The following is a 24751-nucleotide window of genomic DNA, read 5'->3' as shown; positions in this document are numbered from 1 at the left end:
TCTAGCTGTTTTACTTGGCCTTTTTGGCTCTTTTTTTCTGATCGTCCAGCACAGCACTGGCAAGGCCTGCCGCTAGGATTCCAGCAACGAGGCTTGCGACGCTTTCTTCCGTTCCTGTATTTGGTAATCTACCTTCGGAAACTGAAGTTGCTGAAACTGCTGGTGTTTGAGCTGTTTTCTCGACTTCCTTCCCTGCTGCATCTGTCCCTTCCTGACGCACTGCTTTGACCTCAAGAGATGCTTGAGGAGTTGGGGTAGCTACTGGTCTTTCTGAGGCATGAGGATGTTCTGGGTTCGGAAGCGGTTGTGGTTGTGGTTGTGGTTGTGGCTGAGGTTCTGGCTGTGGCTCTGGTTGTGGCTCTGGTTGCGGAGTGTCTGGAAGTACTTCTTTCGTGCCCACCTCTGTGATTTCTGCCACTGGATCTAGCTCTACAAAGGCATCCAGTCCCTTCCGGCTTTCCACACCATTTTCTTGAGAAACTTCCACCAAGCGCAATTTGCGGCCTTTTTGACCTTCTTGAACCACACGTTTCTCACCTTTTGGAAGATCCGCATTTGGACGTTCTAAGCGTTCAAAGTCCATCTCTTCTGGCTCAATCACCAACTCTGGTTTGGTATGAACCAGATTCTTAACCCCTTCTTCAGGAATGGCTGAGCCTGTAGGTGCTTTTGCGGATAGAGAAAGTTGATATACTTTTTTGAGCTTGCCATCTTCTGAGACAACCTTGACAAGAACTGGAGCATTGACACTTTTAGCATCCACGACCGTAACGGCTGTCCCATTCTTGCCTTGTGCTGAAACGATTGGACGTTCTCCCTCATACTCTAGATGATAATCTGTCACATCTGGGTTAAATCCTTCTAGGTCTTTGCCATTCACTTGGATCGTAACATCAGTTGTTGCCTGGGCCTCTTCTGTTGGAGCATAGGCGCTCAATTCAATGATTCCGATTCCTTTAAGATTTTCATCACGTACCATTCTTAAACGGATGGCTTTAGTTCTGGTTTCATTGAAGCTGAGGTTAGAGATATAACCAGGTTCAAAGGCATAATCCAAGCTGTACGGGATTTCTTCCCAGTTAGAGGCCTGGTTAAATGGATGATCTGGAAGATTTTTCAGATTGCCGTAATCATCTGGGACATCAAAGTCTGGACCAATGTAGCGTTCAAGAACAGTTTTCGTTGGCAGACCTGTTTCCTGATCTGCAAAGAAGTCGACCGCTACTTTATTGACCAAACGCTCTGTTACTTGACCATTTTTCTTGAAGATAAGACCAGCAAATACTTCAGTTTGATCCGGTTCTCTCTTCCAGTTGGTCCAGCGATAGTACTCGTTGTAGCCACCATCATTGATGTAATCGATATAGTCGATTTGATTTGGATCGAGATCATTGGTTTCACTAGCAAATGCCCTGGTATCTTCTGCATTGTAGTCACGGTTCACAGAGAGGTTTTCTCCTGTCTTTTCTGACACCCGGACGGTCAGCTGAGCTGTCAGATCATAGCCGAGGACTTTTCCTTCCAGCGTGAAGCTACCTTCGTGAGAAAGCGCATCAGCTGGTAGAGGCTTCCAGTCCACCGTAAGTTCCTTGCGTTCATAGCCTGTATCCCCTTGGAAGTAGACACCTACTGTAGATGGTAGAACCAGATCTTGACCGACTTTCACAAAACGGCTGCCTGCTTCTACTGCTACTGGGGCAGCTTGTTTCAGTTTTTCTGCATCACTTGTGAGATGGAGGCGGTATTCTTGTAAGATGGTGCCATCTTCCGCTTTATGGATGACACGGATTGGCTCCCCTTCATGGACACTTGGCACAACCGTTGCAAGACCGTGATGGCTAGCTGTCGCTTCCACCTGTGGATAAGCCCGATCACGCGCATCGATGTAGTAATCGGTCACACTTGGGTTGACACCTGGCAAGACATCGCCATTGACACGAATGGTCAACTGGCTCTTCTCTTCTGCCGCAACCTTATTGGCAAAGATCTGAATCTCTGAAATAGAGCTTCCACGCTTGCCTTCTGGTGTCTTCATGCGGATCCGAACGGCATAGGTGTCGACTTTATCAAAACTGAAATGGTTCATCTTACCAGCTGCTACCGGTTCTTCAACGGTTAGGTTGCTGACTTCTTTCCAGTTAGCTGGATTGTTAAATGGATGGTCTGTTTCGTCTTTGACACGATTTGGATTGCTTGGAACTGTTGGGATTTGTTCCCCTGTATAGTACTCAATCACATACTCACTTGGAGCCCCAACGCCGTGGTCTTCGTGGAAACCAACATGGAGGTTGTCCACTGCTCGCTTGGTCAAGATACCAGAATCCCCAAACAAGATACCGACAGAATCTTCCGCATTGTTACGGCCCCAGTTGGTCCAACGATTAGCCGGAGCATCGGTAAAGGAGATGACCTTGTCATTGACCTTAGCGACTGGATCCGCATCGTTAGAGTCACTTGCAAAAGCGAGCGGCAAGACAGATCCTGTCCATTGCTCTGCTACATTGGCTCCCTTGACTGTGTTTGCGGAAACACGAATATGAAGACGTGTTGGAAGGTTGGTTCCTTCTACACGGCCTGCTAGGACAACTTCTCCTTCTTGGGCCAAGAGTTGCGGATCGACCGCATCCCAGGCCACCTTAGCTGTATAGGTCTTACCATTAGAGTGATAGGTCCGCACGCTTTCTGGAAGAGCTGGTTTTTCGCCGACTGGAGTGGTGGTGCTGACTTCTTCTACAGCGATAATGCCTTCAACCGTCACTTGAGCTTGGGCTTCTTTTTCCACACCCTCTACATGACCTGTGACTGTAAAGCTATGGTAATCCTTGACTTGATCTGCGGTCACAGCATCCCAGGTCACGCGTTTTTCTTTCGGGAATCCCTTGTCATACTCGACCAAGACGGTCTCTGGAAGAGCTGGCAAAACGTTTCGATCCGTACTAATCCGTACAGGACGCACCTTGACAACCGTCTTTTCTTCTGGATTTGGCGTGATGGTAAAGGTGACTTCTCCCGTTTGTCCTTGGTAGTTGGCTTCTAAATGAACCAATCCTGCTTCTCGCAATTCCAAACCTTTATTGGTTGCGACGGCTTTTCCTTGGCTACCAGCTCTTGTTTTCACATCGATTTGATCTGCTTTGAGACTTGCCTGGCTACCATCTTGGTAATGGGCAATGACTTCAAGTGGTACCGTTTGGTCTTCCTTGAGTTCCTGTCCTTCTGGCAGACGCAATTCCAAACGCTCGATCTGTGGACTTTCTTCTTGGAATTGGACCACATAGGTCTGTACAGCTCCCGTATCCTGAGCAGTCACAAAGATTTGAGCTTTCAAACCATTTTCACGGCTAGCTTGTAGGACCGTCACTTGAGCATTTTCTGCACTTGCTGTGACTTGACCTGGCTCTTGACCATAAGCGAGGGAACGGAAAATGGTATGGTTGCCACTACCAAATTTTGGAAGAGCTACTCCATCTAGCTGAACCGTTGGTTTCTTAGCCTTGGCTACATCTCCTCCTGCAACCACTAGTGTCGCTTGGACGGCTTCCCCATTGCCTAGGAGTCCTGTCGCTTTCAAGCGAGCACCTGGTGTGGACAATTGATCTTCTTGACCAGCTTCCAAGGTCCATTGATCAACTTCATAGCTAACTGTCCGGCCATCTGTGAAGACCAATTGCACAGTCTTATCCACTGTCGCTAGATCTGCTCCCTGTGGGATTTGTTTGATGACTGGAAGAACTTGCTCCACACCGATCACATCGACCAGAGCTTCGACCGTGCGTCCTTGAACATGACCTGTCACACGGACTTGTCCAGCACGGCTATAGTCTGCCGCATCCCATTCAACGGCTTCTTCTTGGGCCTTGCCATCACTATAGACTACATTGACCTTACTTGGCAAGGTTGGTTTTTCTCCTAGATAAGCACTTTGTCGAACAGGTTCCACACCTAATACAGTGCGTTCTGCTTGGTCCTTCTTACCTGTAAAGAGGCTGACTTGGTCTGATTGCAAGCGATCTGAGTCTGCATACAGGGTAAAGGCACCCGCCTGCTCAGTTGATTTGACAATGACCACCCCTTTGCCGTTGAAGGCTTTGCGTTGCCATGAGCCATCTTCCTGCGCTTTGTAGCGTTCACGGCTGGCTTGTTCCCCATTATCGACACCGACAATTTGGCCTTGTCCATGCAAATGGAAATGCACCAAATTATTGGCAGTTGGCACCACACGACCTGCTTCATCGATGATTTCGTAGGTAATATAGGTCAAATCCTTACCGTCCGCTGCGATCGCATGTTCTTCTTTCAACAAACGAACACCCGCAGCCTTGCCGGCTGTTTCGACTTGATCTTTCGCGATCACTTCTCCTGCTTCGTTGCGCGCAATAGCTTCTACTTTACCTGGTACATAAGGGACCAACCACTCTAGATAGAGTTCATCCGGATTTGCCCCTTCTTGGTAGGTCCGGCCATCAGCTGTGGTCTTCTTGGTAAAGGTCTTCACTCCTTGTGATTCCCCATTGACAATCAATTCCACACTGTGGGCATTGGAGAAGGTCCGAACAGGAATCCGTCCTTCTTCATCCATGACACGATTGGCTAATTCTGGATTGTCCCAGTTCCAATGTGGCAAGAGATGGACCATTGGATGTTTCTCAGCTGACACCCATTGACTTTGGTAGAGATAAAAATCATTCTTTGGAAGGCCGGCAGTATCGACAATACCGAAATAAGAACTTTTTACAGGTGTGTCATTTTGGTTGTGCCATGGTGTTGGCTCGCCGATATAGTCCGTACCGGTCCAGATAAATTGTCCTGCATAGCCGGCATGATCACGGTCAAAGGTCCAAGAGGCGGTCGCTGTCCGACCCCAACCAACCCGGTCATTGCCGTAGTCTGATTGTTCATAATGGCGGTCTTCTTGGTTGCTTCCTACCCATTCTCTTTCAGGGTGATAGTAAGAGCCCCGTGTCCGCGTTGCAGAAGAGGTTTCAGAACCATAAATGAGCCAGTTTGGATGTTTTGCCCGTAAGCTTTCATAGTTGGCTTCTGAATAGTTAAATCCAACCGCATCAAGCTCTGCTGCTACCTTTTCATGGCCTCCTGAGCCATCACCAAAGCGGAATTTATCAGCTCCCATGGTGACATAACGGGTTGCATCCACGTCCTTGATGGTCTTGACTAACCGACGAACAGTTGCGACAGATTTGTCTGAACCATCTGCTTCACCGACTTCGTTACCGATTGACCACATGACAATGGCTGGATTGTTCTTGTCCCGCTCTACCATGGTCCGTAGATCGTAATCTGACCAAGTATCCCCCTTACGAGCTTCTGGGTGAGTGGCATCCTTTTCAAAGAAACGACCGTAATCGTATTGTTTCTTGCCACCATACCAGGTATCAAAGGCTTCTTCTTGGACCATCAAGCCCAACTCAGCCGCAATTTTTAAGGTTTGTTCACTCGCTGGGTTGTGGGTCGTCCGAATCGCATTGACTCCCATGTCCTTCATCTGTTTGAGACGACGGTATTCAGCCTTGTAATTTTCCTCAGCTCCAAGAGCCCCGTGGTCATGGTGAAGAGATACCCCGTGGAATTTCGTCGCCACCCCATTGAGGAAGAAGCCACCTTCTGGCGTCCAGTTGAGATAGCGATAACCAAAGCGTTCCTTTTGCACATCTACCAACTGCGAATCCCGATAGACACGTGTATACAAGGTATAGAGAGCTGGATGATCCGTTTTCACATCCCAGAGGGTTGGTTTTTCAACATGCAAGGTTTGAGAAAGGTTGATCGCTTGACCTGCTAGAACAGCTTGTGCTTCACTGCGCGTTTTTTCGCTCACCACTTGGCCATTTTGATCGACAATTTCATATTCCGCATAAATACTATGGGCTTGATCATCCTGGTTGACAATGCGGCTCTTCACCACCGTATCCACTGCCCCATTTTGCTATTTTTCCAACTGAGGGGTCGTAATCGTAGTCCCATACTGCGCTAAATGAACCTTGTCCGTTACACTCAGCTTAACATCCCGGTAAATCCCGCTACCAGAATACCAACGGCTACTTGGTTGTTGATTGACCACATGAACGGCGATGGTATTCTCGCTTCCATCCGCATTCAAATAAGGAGTAATATCATAAGAAAAGGCATTGTAGCCATTTGGATAATGACCGACGAATTGTCCGTTTACATAGACTTTGGAATCCATGTAAACCCCGCCAAATTCCAAGCGAACCTTCTTATCTAGATCTTTGTCATCCAAACGGAAGGTCTTACGGTACCAAGCATCCCCACCGTTTAATTGCCCCCCTTCATTTTGAGCAGGAGAGTTGTGATCGAAATCAAAGAAAATAGACCAGTCATGAGGAAGATCTAATTTTTTCCAATCCTTGACATCCACTTGACGCCCTTCTGCACCAGGAGCCGCATTTAATTTAAAATACCAATCTTTATTAAAATCACGTTCTCTATCTTGCACAATATCCTCCGCTACACGATTTTTATCTGGAGCAGCAGTTTCTTCCGTTCCTGTAGCACGCTCAGATGAAGTAGAAACAGGCTGGCCCTCCTCGCCTTGAGGCGCTGGCTTTCCCTCAGCTCTGGTAGGGGTGATGACAGCTGGAGCTTCTGAAACTCTTGCACCAGCTTCAGGAACTTCCGCTTCTGAATTTTTCGTCGCAACACTTGGTGTCTCCATCGAAGTCGGTTCACTTTCGAGGGCTGGCTTTTCTTCCGCATGGACCCTTGAAAGACCCAAGGCAGAAATCCCAATCACAACAGAACAAGCTCCAACTGAGAGCTTACGAATACTAAAAACAGGACGCTTTTCAAAAAAAGACTTTCCCATAAAAACCTCCTCTTAGGATTAACAATTAAATTTGTAAGCGCTTTCTTATACCTGCGAACGCTTCCAGAAAATCACATATTAACTATACCAAAAAAAGAGGAGCGATAGGCCTCGATTTCGCTCCAACTATAGTTAGATTAAGAATTCCTTTAATTAGTGGAAATCTCCTACAAACCAAAAAAATAGAAGCCCACGGCTTCTATTTTTTTATGATCTTATAATCCTGGTTCTTGACCAAGTTCAGCAGCCACCATCCAAATGTTCTTTTCAAGTTCTGCTTTAGCCCCAACAAAGATATCGTTGGTTACATCGTCGCCTTCAGCATCGGTAACATCCAAAGCTTTTTGGTAAAGGCCATCAAGGTAATGGAAGATTTCAAGAACACGTGTCAAGCTTTCTTCTACATTTTTTGTAAATGTTCCACGGCGTTCTTCAATATTGCTGTGTTCCAAAAATTCAGTCATGCTAGAATATGGCGCACCACCAAGAGTGATCAAGCGTTCGCTCACTTCATCTAAGGTTGCATCCAAGCTGTCCATGTATTCGTCCATTTTTGGATGCCAAACCATAAAGCCACGTCCACGCATATACCAGTGTACTTGGTGAAGGGCAATGTGAGCCACGTAGAGATCTGCTACGACTTGGTTCAAGAGAGCTTTTGTTTCTGGAAGAGTTTCTTTATTTGAAGGTGCAAAAGTTGCTACATCAGTAGCTGCTTCATGTTTCATAGTTGTCATGTCATTTCTCCTTTTTATAATGATTCTAATTAACTATGTCTTTATTATATGCTTCCTCCACCAGAAAGTCAAGATAAAAGATTAAAAAAGATCATAGTTGTCAATTGAGAAAAGATACGATAGAATGAAGAAGACTAATCGAAAGGCTTGACTAATGAAATATATCTTTACCTTCCTGATCTCCATGGTGCCCCTTGTTGAATTGCGCGGGGCCATCCCTTTTGCCATTGCAAATGGTATTCCCTTATGGACAGCGCTCCTGATCGGAGTGATCGGAAATCTTCTCCCTGTCCCTCTGATCTTCTTTTTCGCCCGCCATATTCTTACTTGGGGGGCAAAAAAACCAATTATCGGAGGCTTTTTTAGCTGGTGTCTCAATAAGGGTCATAGAGGCGGACAGAAATTAGAAAAAGCTGCAGGTGACAAGGGTATCTTCTGGGCCTTGTTGCTCTTTGTGGGAATTCCTCTTCCCGGAACTGGTGCCTGGACTGGAGCCCTTGCAGCTTCTATCCTCGACTGGGACTTCAAACGCAGTAGCCTCGCAGTCATGCTCGGAGTAATCCTAGCCGGCCTCATCATGGGAACCCTGTCCCTGCTCCTAGGAATCGATACCTTCGCACATTAAGCAAATGAATGAGCCCATGATATCAATTCACATAATATCTTCTCTGAATCTTTCCTTAGGTGAGTACGGACGTCAGCGAACTTCTATGAAGTTCCATGACTAATCAAGATACAAAGGGCGTCCGCGGATAAAGTCAAAATAGGAAGTTTAACGAAGAATCTTTAGATTCTAGGAAAACTTATCTTTTTGACACAATCCGCAGCCCGTGTTCAATTAGTTTTGAACCCCTTCGCTCTTCAATTTTTAGGCTCAGGCTAAAACAGTTCCCCGAACTATTTTACTCTCAAAACTCCCGAGTGCTTGAAACTTCATTGTTTCAAGCACTTTTCTCACGGCGGAAAGTTTCAGAAAGTATCTGGATGAATCTTCGGTAACGTCTGTTATTTTTTGAAAACAAAGTTTGTTTAATATTATAAAACAGCTTAAACAATGATATAAGATATTTTCCACACAAAAAAGAGGTTTCCTTCGAAACCTCTTATTTTTTTATTCTTAGTTGTTAAGAGCTGCTGCCATTGTAGCTGCAACTTCTGCTTCAAAGTCATTTGAAGCTTTTTCAATACCTTCACCAACTTCAAAACGAACGAATTCGATAACTGAAGCATTTACTGATTCAAGGTAAGCTTCAACTGTCTTGCTGTCATCCATGATGTAGACTTGTGCAAGAAGAGTGTAGGCTTGGTCAACTTTTGTGTTGTCCAAGAAGAAGCGATCCATTTTACCTGGGATGATTTTATCCCAGATTTTTTCTGGTTTACCTTCAGCTGCCAATTCAGCTTTGATATCTTCTTCAGCTTGAGCAACCACTTCGTCAGTCAATTGTGCTTTTGAACCGAATTTCAAGTGTGGAAGAGCTGGTTTACCAACCATTGCACGGCTTTCGTTATCTTGGTCGATGACGTGGTTCAATTGTGCCAATTCATCTTTCACGAATTGTTCATCCAATTCTTTGTATGAAAGAACAGTTGGTTTCATTGCAGCGATGTGCATTGAGATTTGTTTAGCAAGTGCTTCGTCTCCACCTTCGATCACAGAGATAACACCGATACGTCCACCGTTGTGTTGGTAAGCACCGAAGTGTTGTGCATCTGTTTTTTCAAGCAAAGCAAAACGACGGAATGAAATCTTTTCACCGATTGTAGCTGTTGCAGATACGTATGCAGCTTCAAGAGTTTCACCTGAAGGCATTGTCAAAGCAAGAGCTTCTTCGTTGTTAGCTGGTTTACCTTCAGCGATCACTTTCGCTGTTGCGTTTACCAATTCAACGAATTGAGCGTTTTTCGCAACGAAGTCAGTTTCAGCATTCACTTCAACAACTGCTGCAACATTACCGTTGACATAAACACCAGTCAAACCTTCAGCGGCAACACGGTCAGCTTTCTTAGCTGCTTTAGCCATACCTTTTTCGCGAAGCAATTCGATCGCTTTTTCGATATCACCTTCAACTTCAACCAATGCCTTTTTAGCGTCCATGACACCGGCACCAGATTTTTCACGCAATTCTTTTACAAGCTTAGCTGTAATTTCTGCCATTTTTGTTCTCCTATATTTTTTAATAAAATAAGAGGGTCGGGCTGAGCCCTGCCCTCTTAGGTTCGTTACTTATTGAATGAAATTAAGCGTTGTCGCCTTCTACAACTTCAACGATTTCTTCGATTGAATCAGCTTGACCTTCAGTAGCTGCCAATTCAGCTTCTACTGTAGCAACACTGTCTTCACCTTGACGTCCTTCGATAACAGCGTCAGCCATTTTCGCAGTGATCAATTTAACAGCGCGGATAGCGTCATCGTTCGCTGGGATGATAACATCGATATCATCTGGGTCAGTGTTTGTGTCGACCATCGCTACAACTGGGATACCCAATTTCTTAGCTTCTTTAACAGCGATTTGTTCTTTATGTGGATCCACAACGTACATTACGTCTGGGATACGAGGCATGTCTTCGATACCGCCCAAGAATTTTTCAAGACGAGCGCGTTGTTTGTTCAACAATGCAACTTCTTTCTTAGGAAGAACTTCAAAAGTTCCATCTTCTTCCATGCGTTTGATTTCTTTCAAACGAGCGATACGTTTTTGGATTGTTCCCCAGTTAGTAAGAGTTCCACCCAACCAACGGTGGTTGATGAAGTATTGACCTGCACGAACAGCTTCTTCTGCAACAGCATCAGCAGCTTGTTTCTTAGTACCTACGAACAAGATCACTGCATCGTTTGCAGCTGCATCACGCATGAAGTCGTATGCTTGGTCTGCATATTTTACAGTTTGTTGCAAGTCGATAACGTGGATTCCGTTACGTTCTGTGAAGATGTACTTAGCCATCTTAGGGTTCCAGCGACGAGTTTGGTGACCGAAGTGTACACCAGCCTCAAGAAGTTGTTTCATTGAAATTACTGCCATGAGTAGTTTCTCCTTTTTTGTTTTTTTCTCCTCTCTCAGACGTCAACTTGCAGCACGACCACAAGGGCAACGGTGCCACAATGGATCCGAGATGAGTATTTGCTGTCTTAGACAACTCTATAAGTATAGCAGAAATCACTAGAATTCGCAAGCTATTTGAGAGATTTTTTCAATCCCTACGATGAAATGGTTTTCTAAAGTTGTTTGACGTAAAAAGTTTTTCTTGACCTATCTTTATTTTTAGGTTACAATATTATATGTTATGGCGGTATAGCCAAGTGGTAAGGCACGGCTCTGCAAAAGCTTGATCGTCGGTTCAAATCCGTCTACCGCCTTGATAATAAAATTTTTTATCATCTTTTATCTTTTAAAAATTCCCCTAGCAATAGGGGGTTTTTTGTTGCCATTTGCCCCATTCCTTGATTATTGATATAATAAAACCTCGCCTGATAGGCGAAGCACACACATTAGAAAGGGTATTTATGAAAAACATTCGTTTCTTTGCGATCGGCCTTCTTTCACTAGTGACACTAGCCGCTTGCTCACCCGCCAATTCTGCGCAACCAGCAAAAACAGCTTCTAGCTCTAGAAAACCGATCAAACAATCTTCTACCAAAGCATCATCTAGTAAATCGTCGAGCACTTCTTCAGACAGCAGTAGCTCAGATGATTTTTCAGGTCGCTTCAGCTTGGATCCAGATGATGGCGCATCTCTCCAATATGTGCCAGGAGCTGCATCCATTCCTGAGATCGAAAAACTCAAGAACCTCCACCCTACCACCGGTTTTGTATTGAGAACCGAAGATGGACAAGAGGTTGGTGGGCCAAAAGAAAGAAGCAGTTACGATGACGTAGTTGCAGCCTTTGGTCAACCCGTAAGTAGCACAGACAGTGCGAATCCTGGTGATGGAGTCAATGTTTGGGCAACAGACAATGGCGATATCATGGCTTTCTTCCGCAATAATGTGTTAACAGATATCACCTTCCGACTAAGAGGGGGCGATGCCAACCACCAGTCTACTGGCAGCATTTCCAAATCCGATACACCAAAAACGGCCCTCGAACGTCTCGGAAAACCCTATGCCATTATGCGTTCAGAAAATGGGACCAGCTATGTCTATAAAGATAGCAACGGAGATGAATCTAGCTTCTCTACACAAGGAAATAAGATCTTCAATGTTACGTCTACTGCAGAAACCAAGCAGTTAAAAAAGATCACTGGCCTGGATAAAAATCAATAACAAGCAATCAAAAGAGGCTGGGACAAAAGTCCTAGCCTCTCAATTATTTTTGGATTGTCGAGCAAGACGCAGTGGTTGAGTGCTCAAAGCACTGCTTTGAGGTGGCGGATAGAACTTGCGAAGCAAGTATCCTAAGTCTTTGTTCGCTTTTTAAGCTTCAAAGATGCCCTATGTTGACGGAAACTATGTTTCCTTTATCTGCAACCTTCAACAGTCTCCCAGACTGTTGAAGCTGTCCCACTCTCTCTTTCTTACAATTCAGCAATTTGGTTCAAATTCACTTCTGCAACCGTATCGTTACCGAACATAGAAATGACCATTTTCACCTTGTTGTTATCAATTTCAGTGATCTTACCAGTATAGTCTGTGAAGGCACCGTCGATGATACGAACTGTATCGCCTACCTTGACATCCAAATCAAACTCTTGAACGGTTTGACCCATAGAGAGCAAGATACTGCGGATTTCTTCTTCCAACAATGGAGTTGGTTTTGAACGGTTTCCGTGGGATCCAACGAAACCAGTAACGTTCGGGGTATTACGGACAACAAACCAAGCTTCATCTGTCATGACCATTTCTACCAAGACATAACCTGGGAAGCGGTTTTCTTCGATTTCTTTTGTTTTACCATTTTTCTCAACTTGTACGGTTTGAGTTGGAATCTCTACGCGCAAGATGTTTTCTAACATATTGTAAGTTTGCGCACGTTGCAAAAGATTCTCTTTTACCTTGTTTTCATATCCTGAGTAGGTTTGTAGTACAAACCAGCCTTTATCAAAACTGTCCATTTGGGCATCCTTTCTTTCTGTTTAGCCTGCTCGAGCTTTTGTGAACATACTAAAAAAAGCCTCTTGGCTTTCCTTTTCCTAACTTCATTATACCACATTTTGCAGGAATGCAAAGAGGTTTGCTGATTTATTTTTAAGAAAAGACCATAAAAAGCAGGACCCTTGGGATCCCGCATGGCTTCTTTTCTTAAAAGAAATTGATCATGTGCAATAGGCCACGTGCAATGACTTTGTCGAACAAATAAATCAATGCTACAAAGAAAGCGGTGTACTCAATCACTGAGATAAAGTTTTTCCATCTTTCCTTGCGATTTGGCCAAGTTGTATCTTTTAGTAAGACGAAAATATCTTTAATGAATTTCACAACTCTCTCCTATCGTGTTTCTTTATGGATGGTATACTTGCTGCAATGCTTGCAGAATTTATTGACTTCTAGACGTGTTGGTTTTGGCGTCCCACTCAACTTAATGGAGTAATTGCGTGACCCACAAACCGTACACGCTAGACTTGCTTTTTTTAATGCCATAACGCCTCCGTTCACCCCATTATAGCAAGTTTTCCACGTTTTGACAAGAACAGAAAATCTCCTGTCAAGAAAAAAACAAATCTAAAGCGTTATCACTCTGGTTTTCTCCTCATTTTTGGTAAAATAAAACAAAAGGAGACGAATATGAAAAGTGATAACCTAAAAGAAAGTAGAAATATCGAAGACCGCAGGGGGCAAAGCTACTCCCAGTCTTCAGGCAATAGTAATCTTGGCGGAGGCATTTTACAGATCTTACTATCGCCGGGGAGCTTCAAAAGTAAGATCGTCCTCATCCTTCTTCTGGTTCTTCTAGGAGGTGGTGGCGCTAGCCTTGGGGGTCTCTTTGGAAATGGGACTTCTTCTCAACCTTACCAATCCACCCAAGTCACGCGCACCAACAAGACCCATGTCGATGATGCAGATGCTGAGTTCGTCAGCAAGGTCCTTGGGACAACAGAAGATCATTGGCACAAGGTCTTTCAAGCTGAAGGACGCACTTACCATGAGCCCAAACTAGTCTTCTATACCGGACGGACACAGACAGGCTGTGGGGTTGGGCAAGCATCGGCTGGTCCTTTCTACTGTCCAACCGACAAAAAGATTTATTTGGATATGAGCTTCTACAAGGAATTAACAACCAAATACAAGGCTAGCGGGGACTTTGCCATGGCTTACGTCATCGCCCACGAAGTCGGCCACCACGTACAAAATGAGCTGGGAATCCTTGGCAAATACCATCGGATGCAACAAGGCCTTTCTGAAAAGGAACGAAATGCCATCAGTGTCCGCATTGAGCTACAAGCTGATTATCTAGCCGGTGTCTGGGCCCGCTCCATTCAAGACCGAAACCTTCTAGATATCGGCGATATCGAAGAAGCCATGAATGCAGCCCATGCAGTCGGGGATGACACTCTCCAAGAGCAAGCCTACGGCTACTCGGTACCAGATAGCTTTACCCACGGAACTTCAGAGCAACGCATGCGCTGGTTCAAACGAGGCTACCAGTACGGGGATCTTCAACACGGCGATACCTTTAGCTTGTCAGATAGTGAACTTTAAACAAAAAACGATTCAGAAGGATTTCTGAATCGTTTTTTTGATTAGAAGCCAAGCCAGCCTTTGAAGGTATCCCAAGCGTTTTTCGCTTTTCCTGGGATATCGGCCTCGTCGATTGCTTTTTTCGCATTATCGACCATATTCGACGCCTTTTCTTTGACATCCTCAAAGAAACCTTTGTCTTCTTTGCTATCTGTTTCTGTCGTTTCTTCTCCGACTGGTGCAATGCCGTTTTCAGCATAAGAGTTCTTCACCGAGTCAAACTGGGTACCGTCTGTATAAGGCAGAACACTGTTGGCAACATTGCGGAAGATCTCGGACGCCGTTCCAGCACTACTGTCCGTCAGGTAGTGATTTTCATCGGTCGTTGGGAAACCAAGCCATTGACTGATGACCACATCTGGCGTGTAGCCGATCACCCATTGGTCTCCAGAGAGGTCCTTGTTAAAGCTGGTCTCTGTCGTACCGGTTTTCCCTGCCATGGTATAGCCATAAGGCGCAGCGTTCACCCCTGTACCATTACTGAAGGTCCCAAGCATCATATTGGTCATCTTATCTGTCGTTGAACCACTAAGCACTCGAGTTGATTTCTGGCTGTGGCTCTTGACCACTTGGCCACTTGCATTTTCGATCTTGGTAATGAGGTGAGCATCATTCATGACCCCGCCGTTAGCAAAGGTTCCATAGGCCTGAGCCATCTGCATCGGATTAGTTGTCACACCAGCTCCCAAGGCAACGGCAAGCGACTTGTCCACCTTGTCCATGTTGAGTCCGAATTTTTTCCCGTATTCAAAGACCGTATCGAGACCCAAATCATTAGCGGTCGCTACGGCTGGAAGGTTAAGGGACTCTGCCAAGGCCTGGTACATCGGTACCGTTGGGCTAGACTGGATTCCCGCATAGTTATTGACCTCATAGCTTCCATATTGGGTGGTACTATTGTCCAACTCCTTATTGGTCGACCAACCTTCAGCAACAGCTGGGCTATAGACGACTAAAGGTTTGATGGTTGATCCTGGACTACGAGCAGCCTGGGTAGCGTAGTTGTAAGTACGGAAACCTGGATTTTGATCGCTGCCGACACGCCCTACGAGAGCCCGAACCCCTCCGGTCTTAGGATCAAGCGCCACACTACCAGATTCCGCGCGCGTGCCGTCTTCTGCTACTGGGAAGAGGGCCGTATTGTCATAGATCACCTGCATGCTTGCTTGGTAATTTTGATCCAGCTCGGTGTAGATCCGGTAGCCATTTTTGACAATGTCTTCTTCGGTCAGGCCGTATTCATTGACCGCTTCATTGATGACCGCATCAAAATAGGATGGGTAGCGGTAATCCTCCGACTTGCCTTCATAGGCATCGACCAGCTGGCCATGGATATCGACAGCAGCCGACTGATCAGCCGTTTTCTGGTCAATATAGCCAGCCGCCACCATATTTTGGAGGACCGTATTGCGGCGATTGGTCGCATTCTCTACTGAATAGAGCGGGTTATAGATCTCAGGTCCCTTGAGCATACCGGCGAGTACCGCAGACTGATCCAGGCTTAATTGACTGGCTGAAACCCCAAAATACTTCTTGGAAGCATCCTCAATTCCCCAAACCCCATTTCCAAAATAGGCATTGTTGAGGTACATGGTGAGGATTTCTTTTTTGCTGTATTTCTTATTGATTTCAAGCGCCAGGAAGAATTCCTTGGCCTTACGCTCCACCGTCTGGTCCTGAGACAGGTAAGCATTCTTAGCTAGCTGCTGGGTGATGGTCGACCCACCACCTGAGCGACCCAGGGTCAAAATCGCTAAGAAGAAGCGACCATAGTTGATCCCGCTATTCTTGTAAAAGCTCCGGTCTTCTGTTGCGACCACGGCATTTTGCAGATTCTCACTAATGGCATCGAGTTCGACATAGGTTCCTTTTTGCCCGGTCAAACTTCCCGCCTGGTCCCCATTCTTATCATAGATAATGGTGGTCGCCTTCAGTGCATTCTGCAAATCCTTGACGTTGGTCGTCTTAGCAAGGTAGAAAAGATAGCCCCCTGTCAAGAGGCTAAAGCCTAGCCCAATGATCAGGAGAATCTTGGTCAAATGGAATCTGCGCCAAAAACGACGGAAGGGGTGTTGAGAGAGAGGCTTGCTTCTGTGCTTGCCTGAGCGACTATAGGTCGGCTCTACTGTCTCTTCCGGTAGTTCCGTGTCTGGCACTTCTTCTGCCACCGCTTTGGGTGGATGATCCTTTCTAAAAAAAGTGATCAGGTTTTCAAATAATTCTTTTATTCTATTCATACCTGTTATTGTAACACCTTATCCTTGTCCTAGCAAGAAAAGATAGCTCATCCCCTTCTCCCATTTAGTTTTCTTTAAGCTTAGATTTTGCTACAATAGGGTCATGAACTATCAATTTACCATTCCACAATCCTTTCCCCAGATGACTGTGAAAGAGCTGCTTGAGGACTACTTCCTCATTCCCCGTAAGATCCGGCATTTTTTACGAACCAAGAAGCACGTCTTGGTCAATGGCGAGACCATCAACTGGCAGAGCCCCGTTCAAAAAGGAGACCAGATCCAGCTGATCTTTGACGCGGACGATTACCCTGAAAAAGTGCTCCCAGCCGGAGACCCGAGTCTGGTCGAAGAACTCTATCAGGATGAGCATGTCATCATCGTCAATAAGCCCGAAGGTATGAAAACCCATGCCAATGAGCCGACAGAAATTGCTCTTCTCAACCATGTTTCCAGCTATGTTGGATCTACCTGCTACGTCGTGCACCGCTTAGACAAGGAAACCAGCGGAGCGATTTTATTTGCCAAAAATCCTTTTATCCTACCCATTCTCAACCGAATTTTGGAAGATAAAAAAATCCAACGCGAGTACTGGGCCTTGATTCAAGGTAGCTTGACGCAAAAAACGATGGTCTTCAAGGATAAAATCGGACGTGATCGCCACGATCGGCGCAAGCGCCTGGTCGATCCACGCAAAGGTCAGTACGCAGAAACCCAGGTGACGCAACTGAAAAAAATCGGGCGAAACAGCCTGGTCAAATGCCAGCTCAAGACGGGGCGTACCCATCAGATCCGGGTGCATCTCTCCCATCATGGGCACCCGATTGTCGGGGATCCTCTCTATAACCCTGAACGCGGAGAGCGACTCATGCTCCATGCCCATCGCTTGACCTTCACCAATCCATTAACGCTTGAAACCATCCAAGTCGAGGCCCCTTCTAAGAGTTTTGAAGAAGGGTTGAAAAAATGAGAAAAGAACCGAAATAGTCTTCTTAGAGACTTTCCTTAAGTGAGTACGGACGTCAGCGAACTTCAAAGAAGTTCCATGACTTAGTTTTGAGCCCCAGGTCTCAAAACTCCCGAGTGCTTGAAATTCTAATATTTCAAGCACTTTTCTCACTGCGTAAAGTCTCCAGTCATAATCGAATATTTCAAAAGATAAAAATCATTTTAAACAATTGACAGAATCTCTCATTTTATTTTAAAAACTTATCTGCATTCAAAAAAGAAGCCACAAAAAGAGGCTGGACAAAAACTGTTCAGCCTTTTTATATTTGATAGAAATAACTGTATGACGCAGTGGTTGATTGGCATCTTTGTTCGCTTTTTAAGCTCCAAAGATGACCTAATCAACTGTGCGGGGGTGGGAAGACGAACTCTTTTTACTAGTCGGAGTTCTTTCCCACTCCCTTTTTATTATTGATAGCGTGGGGTTGCAAATCCACGGATATTGCCATGTCCGATTCGGTAGGTATTGCGACGGACTTGGTTGTTGGAGTTTCCTTCAATGGTATGAATGATTCCGTTTGAGACGCTTTCGACAATTCCGATGTGATCCGCAAAGCCATTGTTTTGTTGGCTATTTTGATCCCAGTTAAAGGTGATGATGTCCCCTGCTTTTGGTGTAGTGGTACCATCTTCATTCCAGATGCCCAAGCGTTTGAAGATCTGGATGTGACGTTCGACTCCACATTCACGACCAATCAAACCGCTCAAACCTTCCCGCTGGAAGACGGTTGTGACAAAGATATCACACCAGTCATCGGTCGTCTTCACTGCATAACCTACTGGAAGTGGTTTGACACTGTTGTAATCATTGACCAATTGTTGGTGAGCTGCAGTTCCGCCACGAACGCCTACTAGACTAGCTGCTGCCCGTAAGACACGGTCCCGTTGTCCATTCGTTACACGAGGACTAAAAGCAGTTTGATCTACTGTCGCACGGGGATGAAGGGCTGTTTGACCAAGGTTAAAGCCTTCAACGCCACCATCGACATAATCCACATAGACGTGAGTGGTATAGTTACCTGATTGGTACTGGTGATTGGCTGCAGAGACCTGCACTTCTGTATGCATTCCAGAAGGTGCTGTTGAATACCAGAAAAGATTTTCTTGGTGCGCTTGAGACCAGGCTGCGACACGGATGTTCTTAATCCGACGTCCCTGAGGCGCTTGATCCACTGTTACCGTATAGGTTCCAGCACCAGAATTGACATTCTTAATAGAAGCTTGCGTCTTAGTCATGGCATTTCGGAACTCCACTTCTGTAGTCGTGGTACCAACACCTACACGAGAACCATCATTTTGGATATAGTAGAGGTGGATATGGTACTTACCAGTAGAGTTCTTGTGATCGCTCGCTTTGACCGATACCTTGTAGTCTCCATTTGATTGGCGAGTCGCTTCATACCAGCGAATATCATCTTGGCCGTCCTTATCAGACCAAGTAGGGACTTGAACGGTCCGCACACCTTTAGGATTGTAGACATCCTTGATGATGACGTCAAAGGTACCCGCATCCTTGTTGTTGTTTTGGATTAGGATCGTGCCAGAGCGGCGGGCTTGACGCACTTCTGTCGTAGTTTCTGTAATATAGCTTCGTTGGTTATTTTGATCTACATAGTAGACATGGACATTGTACTTCCCATCCTCATTTTTATGATCGCTTGCCTTAATCGTTGCACGGTAGCTGCCGTCACTTTGACGGACTGCTTTGTGCCATACTAGATCATCTTGCCAGTTCTTGTCTGACCAGGTTGGAATCAAGACTTCCTTCAAGCCATTTGGTGCAACAACATTACGAATAACTGCATCAAATGTGCCTGTTTCAGAATTATTGTTCTCAATGGTGACAGTGCCACTTGGTTTAACGTGGTGTACTTCTGTAGTGGTTTCTGTGATGTAGTTTCGTTGATTATTTTGATCTACATAATAAACATGGACATTGTATTTACCATCTTCATTTTTATGGTCTGAGGCTTTGATAGTTGCACGGTAACTTCCATCACTTTGACGGACTGCTTTGTGCCATACTAGATCATCTTGCCAGTTCTTGTCTGACCATGTTGGGATCAAGACTTCTTTTAATCCGTTTGGAGCTACTACATTACGAATTACTGCATCAAAGGTACCCGTCTCAACATTATTATTTTCAATTGTTAAAGTACCACTTGGTTTTACGTGGTGTACTTCTGTAGTGGTTTCTGTGATGTAGTTTCGTTTGTCTGCTTGATCCACATAGTAGACGTGGACATGGTACTTACCATCTTCATTTTTATGATCGCCTGCTTTAATAGTTGCACGGTAGCTTCCATCACTTTGAAGGACTGCTTTGTGCCATACTAGATCATCTTGCCAGTTCTTGTCTGACCAGGTTGGGATCAAGACTTCTTTCAAGCCATTTGGAGCTACCACATTGCGAATAACTGCATCAAAGGTACCCGTCTCAACATTATTATTTTCAATCGTCAACGTGCCACTTGGTTTTACGTGGTGTACTTCTGTTGTAGTCTCTGTGATGTAATTTCGTTTGTCAGCTTGATCTACATAATAAACATGGACATTGTATTTACCATCTTCATTTTTATGATCTGAGGCTTTGATAGTTGCTCGGTAGCTGCCGTCACTTTGACGAACCGCTTTGTGCCATACTAGATCATCTTGCCAGTTCTTATCTGACCAGGTTGGGATCAAGACTTCCTTCAAGCCATTTGGAGCTACTACATTGCGAATAACTGCATCAAAGGTTCCTGTTTCAACATTATTATTTTCAATTGTTAGCGTGCCACTTGGTTTCTCTACTTTCTCAACCGGCAAACTATTATCTTCTGATTCTACCACTCGTGCGCGTGCGCCATATGGTGCGCGACTAACTACCACAGTTGGTGCTGGTTTCTCTGATGCAACCTTGTCGCTAGTGCCCTTGTCAGAAGACTGGTTATTGCTAAGAGTCGGTGTGGCAGGTGTTGCCTCTGTTGCAACGGTATTTTCTGTCTGAATACCTTTCTCAACTCCCACTCCTTCGCTTACAGTATTCTGCGCTTCTGATGAAGTTGTTGTTGCAACGACAGCTGATGTATTTTCTGGTGTTTGATCGGACGCATGTTGCTCATCGGCTTTGACTTGTTGTGTCGAAAAAGCTAACAAAACGGCTGTCCCAGCATAAAAAATAAGATCTTTCTTTTTCATGTATCTTCCCTTACAATTTTTTATACGGATTGTACCCACATAGTAGTATTATAGCACAAACCGCCAGATCAAGAAACAATATCATGAGAAGAATCCTATTTTTAAAGAAAAAAAGAAGGCCAGATTGGCCTTCTGATTAGCTTATGCAAAAATTGAGAAGAAAGGTGCTCCAAGCTTATTATCCATCGGATCTTTACTCTTAATGGAGTGAAGATAGTTAATGGAGTACCAGCCGTTGTTGCCACTATTATAAGGATCGCGAACATAGGTTCTTCCATTGTCATAACCATGCAAGACCAATTCATGAGTATAAGGATCGCTAGTGAATTGGCTATTGCCTACCGCAGCAAGTACATGCTTGCCAGCCATGAGAGCTTCTGCAATGCCTCCAGCTCCATTAATCAATTGGCTCTTCAAGCCCCAGTTACGAGTGGCAGCTACAATCCCATCAGAATCTGTTCCTGCTTCACCTTTGTTGAATGAATCAGTATTGTTGTAGAGATAATCAGCTACTGTTGTTGGCAAAATAGTTCTACCTAGGATATCTGTAAAGGTCATAGCAAGGGAGGTTGGCACACAACCTGACTGATCGACATTGCTCACACCGTAATATTTCCCAGCCCAACGAGGATCCCGTTGAGAATAATAGGTTGTTTGTGGATTCACCTTTTGATTTCGTGGAGACAAGGCTGTCTGACCGAGGTTAAAACCTTCAACTCCCCCATCTTTGTAGTCTACATAGACGTGAGTGGTGTAGTTGCCCGCTTCATTACCGTGGTTATTGGCAGAGACAGTGATCTCTGTATGCATACCTGTCGGTGTTGCGGAATACCAGTATAGATTTTCTTGGTGCGCTTTAGACCAAGCTGCGACACGAATATTCTTAATCTGACGTCCCTGAGGTGCCTGATCTACAGCTACTGTATAAGTCCCGTTCGTTGCATTGACATTCTTGATAGCAGCTTGCGTCTTGGTCTGGGCATTTCGGAATTCAACTTCTGTAGTCGTGGTACCAACACCTACACGAGAACCATCATTTTGAATGTAATAAAGGTGAATATGGTATTTACCAGTAGAGTTCTTATGATCGCTCGCTTTGACCGATACCTTGTAGTCTCCGTTTGCTTGACGAGTCGCTTCGTACCAGCGGAGATCATCCTGTCCATCCTTATCCGACCATGTAGGGACTTGCACAGTTCGCACCCCTTTAGGACTGTATACATCCTTGATAATGACGTCAAAGGTACCTGTATCCTTGTTGTTGTTTTGGATCAAGATTGTACCAGAACGGCGGGCTTGACGCACTTCTGTCGTGGTTTCTGTAATGTAGTTCCGTTGGTTATTTTGATCTACATAATAAACATGGACATTGTATTTACCATCTTCATTTTTATGGTCTGAAGCTTTGATAGTTGCACGGTAACTTCCATCACTTTGAAGGACTGCTTTATGCCATACTAGATCATCTTGCCAGTTCTTGTCGGACCATGTTGGGATCAAGACTTCTTTTAATCCGTTTGGAGCTACTACATTACGAATTACTGCATCAAACGTGCCCGTCTCAACATTATTATTTTCAATCGTCAACGTGCCACTTGGTTTTACGTGGTGTACTTCTGTTGTAGTCTCTGTGATGTAGTTTCGTTTGTCAGATTGATCCACATAGTAGACATGGACGTTGTACTTACCGTCATCATTTTTATGGTCTGAGGCTTTGATAGTCGCACGGTAGCTTCCATCACTTTGACGAACTGCTTTATGCCAGACTAGATCATCTTGCCAGTTCTTGTCGGACCAGGTTGGGATCAAGACTTCCTTCAATCCGTTTGGAGCTACTACATTGCGAATAACTGCATCAAACGTGCCCGTCTCAACATTATTATTTTCAATCGTTAACGTGCCACTTGGTTTTACGTGGTGTACTTCTGTCGCAGTCTTTGTGATGTATGTCGTGGTTTCTGTTATGTAGTTCCGTTGATTATTTTGATCTACATAGTAGACATGGACGTTGTACTTACCATCTTCATTTTTATGATCTGAGGCTTTGATGGTAGCTCGGTAGCTTCCGTCACTTTGACGAACTGCTTTGTGCCATACTAGATCATCTTGCCAGTTCTTGTCTGACCAGGTTGGTATCAAAACTTCTTTCAAGCCATTTGGAGCTACTACATTGCGAATAACTGCATCAAAGGTTCCTGCCTCTGAATTATTATTCTCAATGGTGACAGTGCCACTTGGTTTAACGTGGTGTACTTCTGTTGTAGTCTCTGTGATGTAATTTCGTTTGTCAGCTTGATCTACATAATAAACATGGACATTGTATTTACCATCTTCATTTTTATGATCTGAGGCTTTGATAGTTGCTCGGTAGCTGCCGTCACTTTGACGAACCGCTTTATGCCATACTAGATCATCCTGCCAGTTCTTGTCTGACCAAGTTGGAACCAAGACTTCTTTCAAGCCATTTGGAGCTACTACATTGCGAATAACTGCATCAAAGGTTCCTGTTTCAGCATTATTATTCTCAATCGTTAGCGTGCCACTTGGTTTTAAATCCTCTGGTCGTTTTCCGATGTAAACATTTGTCGTTGTTCCACCCACACCCGTCATTTGTCCATTGTTCTGAACATAGTAAAGGTGAACATTATAAAGACCGGTTGAGTTTTTATGATCGGACGCTTTTACATTAACAGTATAGGTTCCGTTTGCTTGACGGTTGGCTGTATACCAAACAAGGTCATCTTGACCACCTGTTTCTGACCAGATCGGTACAGAAACACTTCGAACTCCATTTGGTGCCTTAACATTTGAGATGACAACGTCAAAGCGGCCCGTCATAGTATCGTTATTGACAATGTCAATCTTCCCACTTAAGCTGCCTTCTGTTGGATCCGCTGCAGGTTTTGCGTTCGCTGTAAAGCGACCGGTATAGTCCACACTGTGGTCAAAGAGGTGTTTTCCTGGAAGCAATTCCGCTTGAGAAGTAAACTGCCACGCGCCAGCTTTCCCATTGTAACGCAAGCTTTTCGCATCGTTTACAGACAGTTTTGGAGAAGGGTATTGAGCAACCCAGAAATTCTGAAGCCCAAATTGAGCGGTGTTAACAGGACCTTTCTTGCGAAGGTTGTTTTCATCCAACCAGCTAGCACTGGTGTAGAACATCAAGTTGGTGTAGCCATTTTTGCGCATTTCGTCAGCCCAAGCTTGGGTGTTGCGGTTAATGTTTGGCTGCATCTTGGCATCCTCAAAGTCATTGACCATGAGGGTATTCTTTGGCAAACTCAAACGTTGTGCAGCTGCAATGTAGAATCGCGCTTCTGCACGCGCTGCTTCCTCAGAAGTATAGCGTGAGAAGTGGTACGTCGATACTTGCAGACCCGCAGCTTGTGCATTACGAATTTGGTTCTCCGCATTCGGGTTCTTGTACCAAGTGTCTTCTGTCAATTTGACAACGACACCGCCCACGCCTTTATTAGCTAGGGTACGGTAGTCTCCAATACTAATGTCTCCGTTATGGCTACTCACATCAACGAATGATTTTGGCTGAACCGCCACATCTGTTGAACGACCAGCTGGAGCGTGAGCGCCTGTGTTAAAGAAGGTCGTGCTTCCTGTATTAGACTGAAGAGGAGTTTCTTCTTTCTCAGTAGTCGATGCTTCTGTAGCTTTCTCTACAGATGGAGCCCCACTTTCTGAAGCCGCGACCTTGTTCACAGGTGCTACAGGCTGTTCGGTCACATTTGCTGGTGCTGCATAGTTGCTTGCGACAGGTGTTACCGACTTTTCAGCAACGGCCACTTCTGGCGCTTTTTCAGCTTGGACTTGGTTGCCTTCAGTAGTAGCAGCCTCGTTTGGAACCAGTTCATCTGCACTGACTCCCTGAGCAGATACAGCCATCAAGACTGCCGCTCCGGCATAAAAAATAAGATCTTTCTTTTTCATATAAACTTCCCTTTATACAAATTTTATACGTTAATCATTTTACCACACGGTTTCAGCGATGAAAAGTTTTATAAGGCAAATTTTTAAAATTAGTGATATTTTTTGAAAAACTAAAAAAAGAAGTCTATCT

The 24751-nt window shown here is 44.9% G+C and carries 13 protein-coding genes, 1 tRNA gene and 1 pseudogene; 5 read left to right on the top strand and 10 right to left on the bottom strand.

Going from position 1 to position 24751, the window contains the following annotated elements; all coding sequences use genetic code 11:
* Positions 1 to 10: 10 nt before the first annotated feature.
* A pseudogene (locus tag H7T97_RS06455) lies at positions 11 to 6844 on the bottom strand (Ig-like domain-containing protein).
* A 215-nt stretch (positions 6845 to 7059) separates the two neighbouring features.
* Positions 7060 to 7581, bottom strand: a complete 522-nt coding sequence (locus H7T97_RS06450; RefSeq protein WP_003001978.1) for a Dps family protein — start codon at positions 7579 to 7581, stop codon at positions 7060 to 7062.
* Positions 7582 to 7735: 154 nt separating this feature from the next.
* Here H7T97_RS06450 and H7T97_RS06445 point away from each other — a divergent pair, with 154 nt between their 5' ends.
* Positions 7736 to 8206: a COG2426 family protein gene (locus H7T97_RS06445; protein ID WP_003002130.1), complete on the top strand. Its 471-nt coding sequence runs from the start codon at positions 7736 to 7738 to the stop codon at positions 8204 to 8206.
* Between the two features lie 492 nt (positions 8207 to 8698).
* Here the strand turns inward: H7T97_RS06445 and tsf are convergent, their stop codons facing one another.
* Both tsf and rpsB read right to left on the bottom strand, forming a co-directional pair.
* Entirely contained in the window at positions 8699 to 9739 is a 1041-nt protein-coding gene (tsf, locus tag H7T97_RS06440; RefSeq protein WP_003001949.1) for a translation elongation factor Ts, read from the bottom strand.
* Between the two features lie 82 nt (positions 9740 to 9821).
* Entirely contained in the window at positions 9822 to 10604 is a 783-nt protein-coding gene (gene rpsB / locus H7T97_RS06435; RefSeq protein WP_003002189.1) for a 30S ribosomal protein S2, read from the bottom strand.
* 264 nt (positions 10605 to 10868) lie between these two features.
* Between rpsB and H7T97_RS06430 the strand changes: the two genes are divergently transcribed.
* Positions 10869 to 10939, top strand: a tRNA-Cys gene (locus H7T97_RS06430).
* A gap of 147 nt (positions 10940 to 11086) precedes the next feature.
* Positions 11087 to 11845 carry a hypothetical protein gene (locus tag H7T97_RS06425; protein ID WP_070661552.1) on the top strand — a complete coding sequence of 253 codons (759 nt, stop codon included), beginning with the start codon at positions 11087 to 11089 and terminating at the stop codon, positions 11843 to 11845.
* A 251-nt stretch (positions 11846 to 12096) separates the two neighbouring features.
* Here the strand turns inward: H7T97_RS06425 and nusG are convergent, their stop codons facing one another.
* The 3 genes from nusG to rpmG form a co-directional block, all read right to left on the bottom strand.
* Positions 12097 to 12633 carry a transcription termination/antitermination protein NusG gene (nusG, locus tag H7T97_RS06420; protein ID WP_003002077.1) on the bottom strand — a complete coding sequence of 179 codons (537 nt, stop codon included), beginning with the start codon at positions 12631 to 12633 and terminating at the stop codon, positions 12097 to 12099.
* A 187-nt stretch (positions 12634 to 12820) separates the two neighbouring features.
* A complete protein-coding gene (gene secE, locus H7T97_RS06415; protein ID WP_003002261.1) occupies positions 12821 to 12997 on the bottom strand; it encodes a preprotein translocase subunit SecE in 177 nt (58 codons plus the stop codon).
* Positions 12998 to 13006: 9 nt separating this feature from the next.
* Positions 13007 to 13159, bottom strand: a complete 153-nt coding sequence (gene rpmG / locus H7T97_RS06410) for a 50S ribosomal protein L33 (protein ID WP_003009043.1) — start codon at positions 13157 to 13159, stop codon at positions 13007 to 13009.
* Between the two features lie 144 nt (positions 13160 to 13303).
* Between rpmG and ypfJ the strand changes: the two genes are divergently transcribed.
* On the top strand, positions 13304 to 14218 hold the full coding sequence (ypfJ, locus tag H7T97_RS06405; protein WP_003009045.1) for a KPN_02809 family neutral zinc metallopeptidase: 915 nt from the start codon (positions 13304 to 13306) through the stop codon (positions 14216 to 14218).
* A 41-nt stretch (positions 14219 to 14259) separates the two neighbouring features.
* Here ypfJ and pbp2a read toward each other — a convergent pair whose 3' ends face one another.
* Entirely contained in the window at positions 14260 to 16494 is a 2235-nt protein-coding gene (pbp2a, locus tag H7T97_RS06400) for a penicillin-binding protein PBP2A (protein WP_049483801.1), read from the bottom strand.
* Positions 16495 to 16597: 103 nt separating this feature from the next.
* Here pbp2a and H7T97_RS06395 point away from each other — a divergent pair, with 103 nt between their 5' ends.
* Positions 16598 to 17461, top strand: coding sequence for an RluA family pseudouridine synthase (locus tag H7T97_RS06395; RefSeq protein WP_201089810.1), 864 nt, complete (start codon positions 16598 to 16600; stop codon positions 17459 to 17461).
* Positions 17462 to 17907: 446 nt separating this feature from the next.
* On the opposite strand, the gene H7T97_RS06390 is transcribed toward H7T97_RS06395, so the two are convergent.
* Together H7T97_RS06390 and H7T97_RS06385 are read right to left on the bottom strand one after the other, a co-directional pair.
* Positions 17908 to 20679 (bottom strand): GBS Bsp-like repeat-containing protein, encoded by a 2772-nt coding sequence (locus tag H7T97_RS06390; RefSeq protein ID WP_201089808.1) that lies wholly within the window; start codon positions 20677 to 20679, stop codon positions 17908 to 17910.
* A 141-nt stretch (positions 20680 to 20820) separates the two neighbouring features.
* Positions 20821 to 24621 (bottom strand): GBS Bsp-like repeat-containing protein, encoded by a 3801-nt coding sequence (locus H7T97_RS06385; protein WP_201089806.1) that lies wholly within the window; start codon positions 24619 to 24621, stop codon positions 20821 to 20823.
* Positions 24622 to 24751 lie beyond the last annotated feature (130 nt).

This window comes from Streptococcus parasanguinis (assembly GCF_016648925.1).
In the GTDB taxonomy this organism is placed as follows: domain Bacteria; phylum Bacillota; class Bacilli; order Lactobacillales; family Streptococcaceae; genus Streptococcus.
Note: the sequence above shows the minus strand (reverse complement) of the source record. Positions and strands in the feature narration are given on the sequence as shown.

What these genes read in the sequence shown, in the direction of transcription:
- H7T97_RS06450 (WP_003001978.1), bottom strand. Translation starts at nt 7,581, where the DNA reads ATGACAACTATGAAACATGAAGCAGCTACTGATGTAGCAACTTTTGCA.
- H7T97_RS06445 (WP_003002130.1), top strand. Translation starts at nt 7,736, where the DNA reads ATGAAATATATCTTTACCTTCCTGATCTCCATGGTGCCCCTTGTTGAA.
- tsf (WP_003001949.1), bottom strand. Translation starts at nt 9,739, where the DNA reads ATGGCAGAAATTACAGCTAAGCTTGTAAAAGAATTGCGTGAAAAATCT.
- rpsB (WP_003002189.1), bottom strand. Translation starts at nt 10,604, where the DNA reads ATGGCAGTAATTTCAATGAAACAACTTCTTGAGGCTGGTGTACACTTC.
- H7T97_RS06425 (WP_070661552.1), top strand. Translation starts at nt 11,087, where the DNA reads ATGAAAAACATTCGTTTCTTTGCGATCGGCCTTCTTTCACTAGTGACA.
- nusG (WP_003002077.1), bottom strand. Translation starts at nt 12,633, where the DNA reads ATGGACAGTTTTGATAAAGGCTGGTTTGTACTACAAACCTACTCAGGA.
- rpmG (WP_003009043.1), bottom strand. Translation starts at nt 13,159, where the DNA reads ATGGCATTAAAAAAAGCAAGTCTAGCGTGTACGGTTTGTGGGTCACGC.
- ypfJ (WP_003009045.1), top strand. Translation starts at nt 13,304, where the DNA reads ATGAAAAGTGATAACCTAAAAGAAAGTAGAAATATCGAAGACCGCAGG.
- pbp2a (WP_049483801.1), bottom strand. Translation starts at nt 16,494, where the DNA reads ATGAATAGAATAAAAGAATTATTTGAAAACCTGATCACTTTTTTTAGA.
- H7T97_RS06395 (WP_201089810.1), top strand. Translation starts at nt 16,598, where the DNA reads ATGAACTATCAATTTACCATTCCACAATCCTTTCCCCAGATGACTGTG.
- H7T97_RS06390 (WP_201089808.1), bottom strand. Translation starts at nt 20,679, where the DNA reads ATGAAAAAGAAAGATCTTATTTTTTATGCTGGGACAGCCGTTTTGTTA.
- H7T97_RS06385 (WP_201089806.1), bottom strand. Translation starts at nt 24,621, where the DNA reads ATGAAAAAGAAAGATCTTATTTTTTATGCCGGAGCGGCAGTCTTGATG.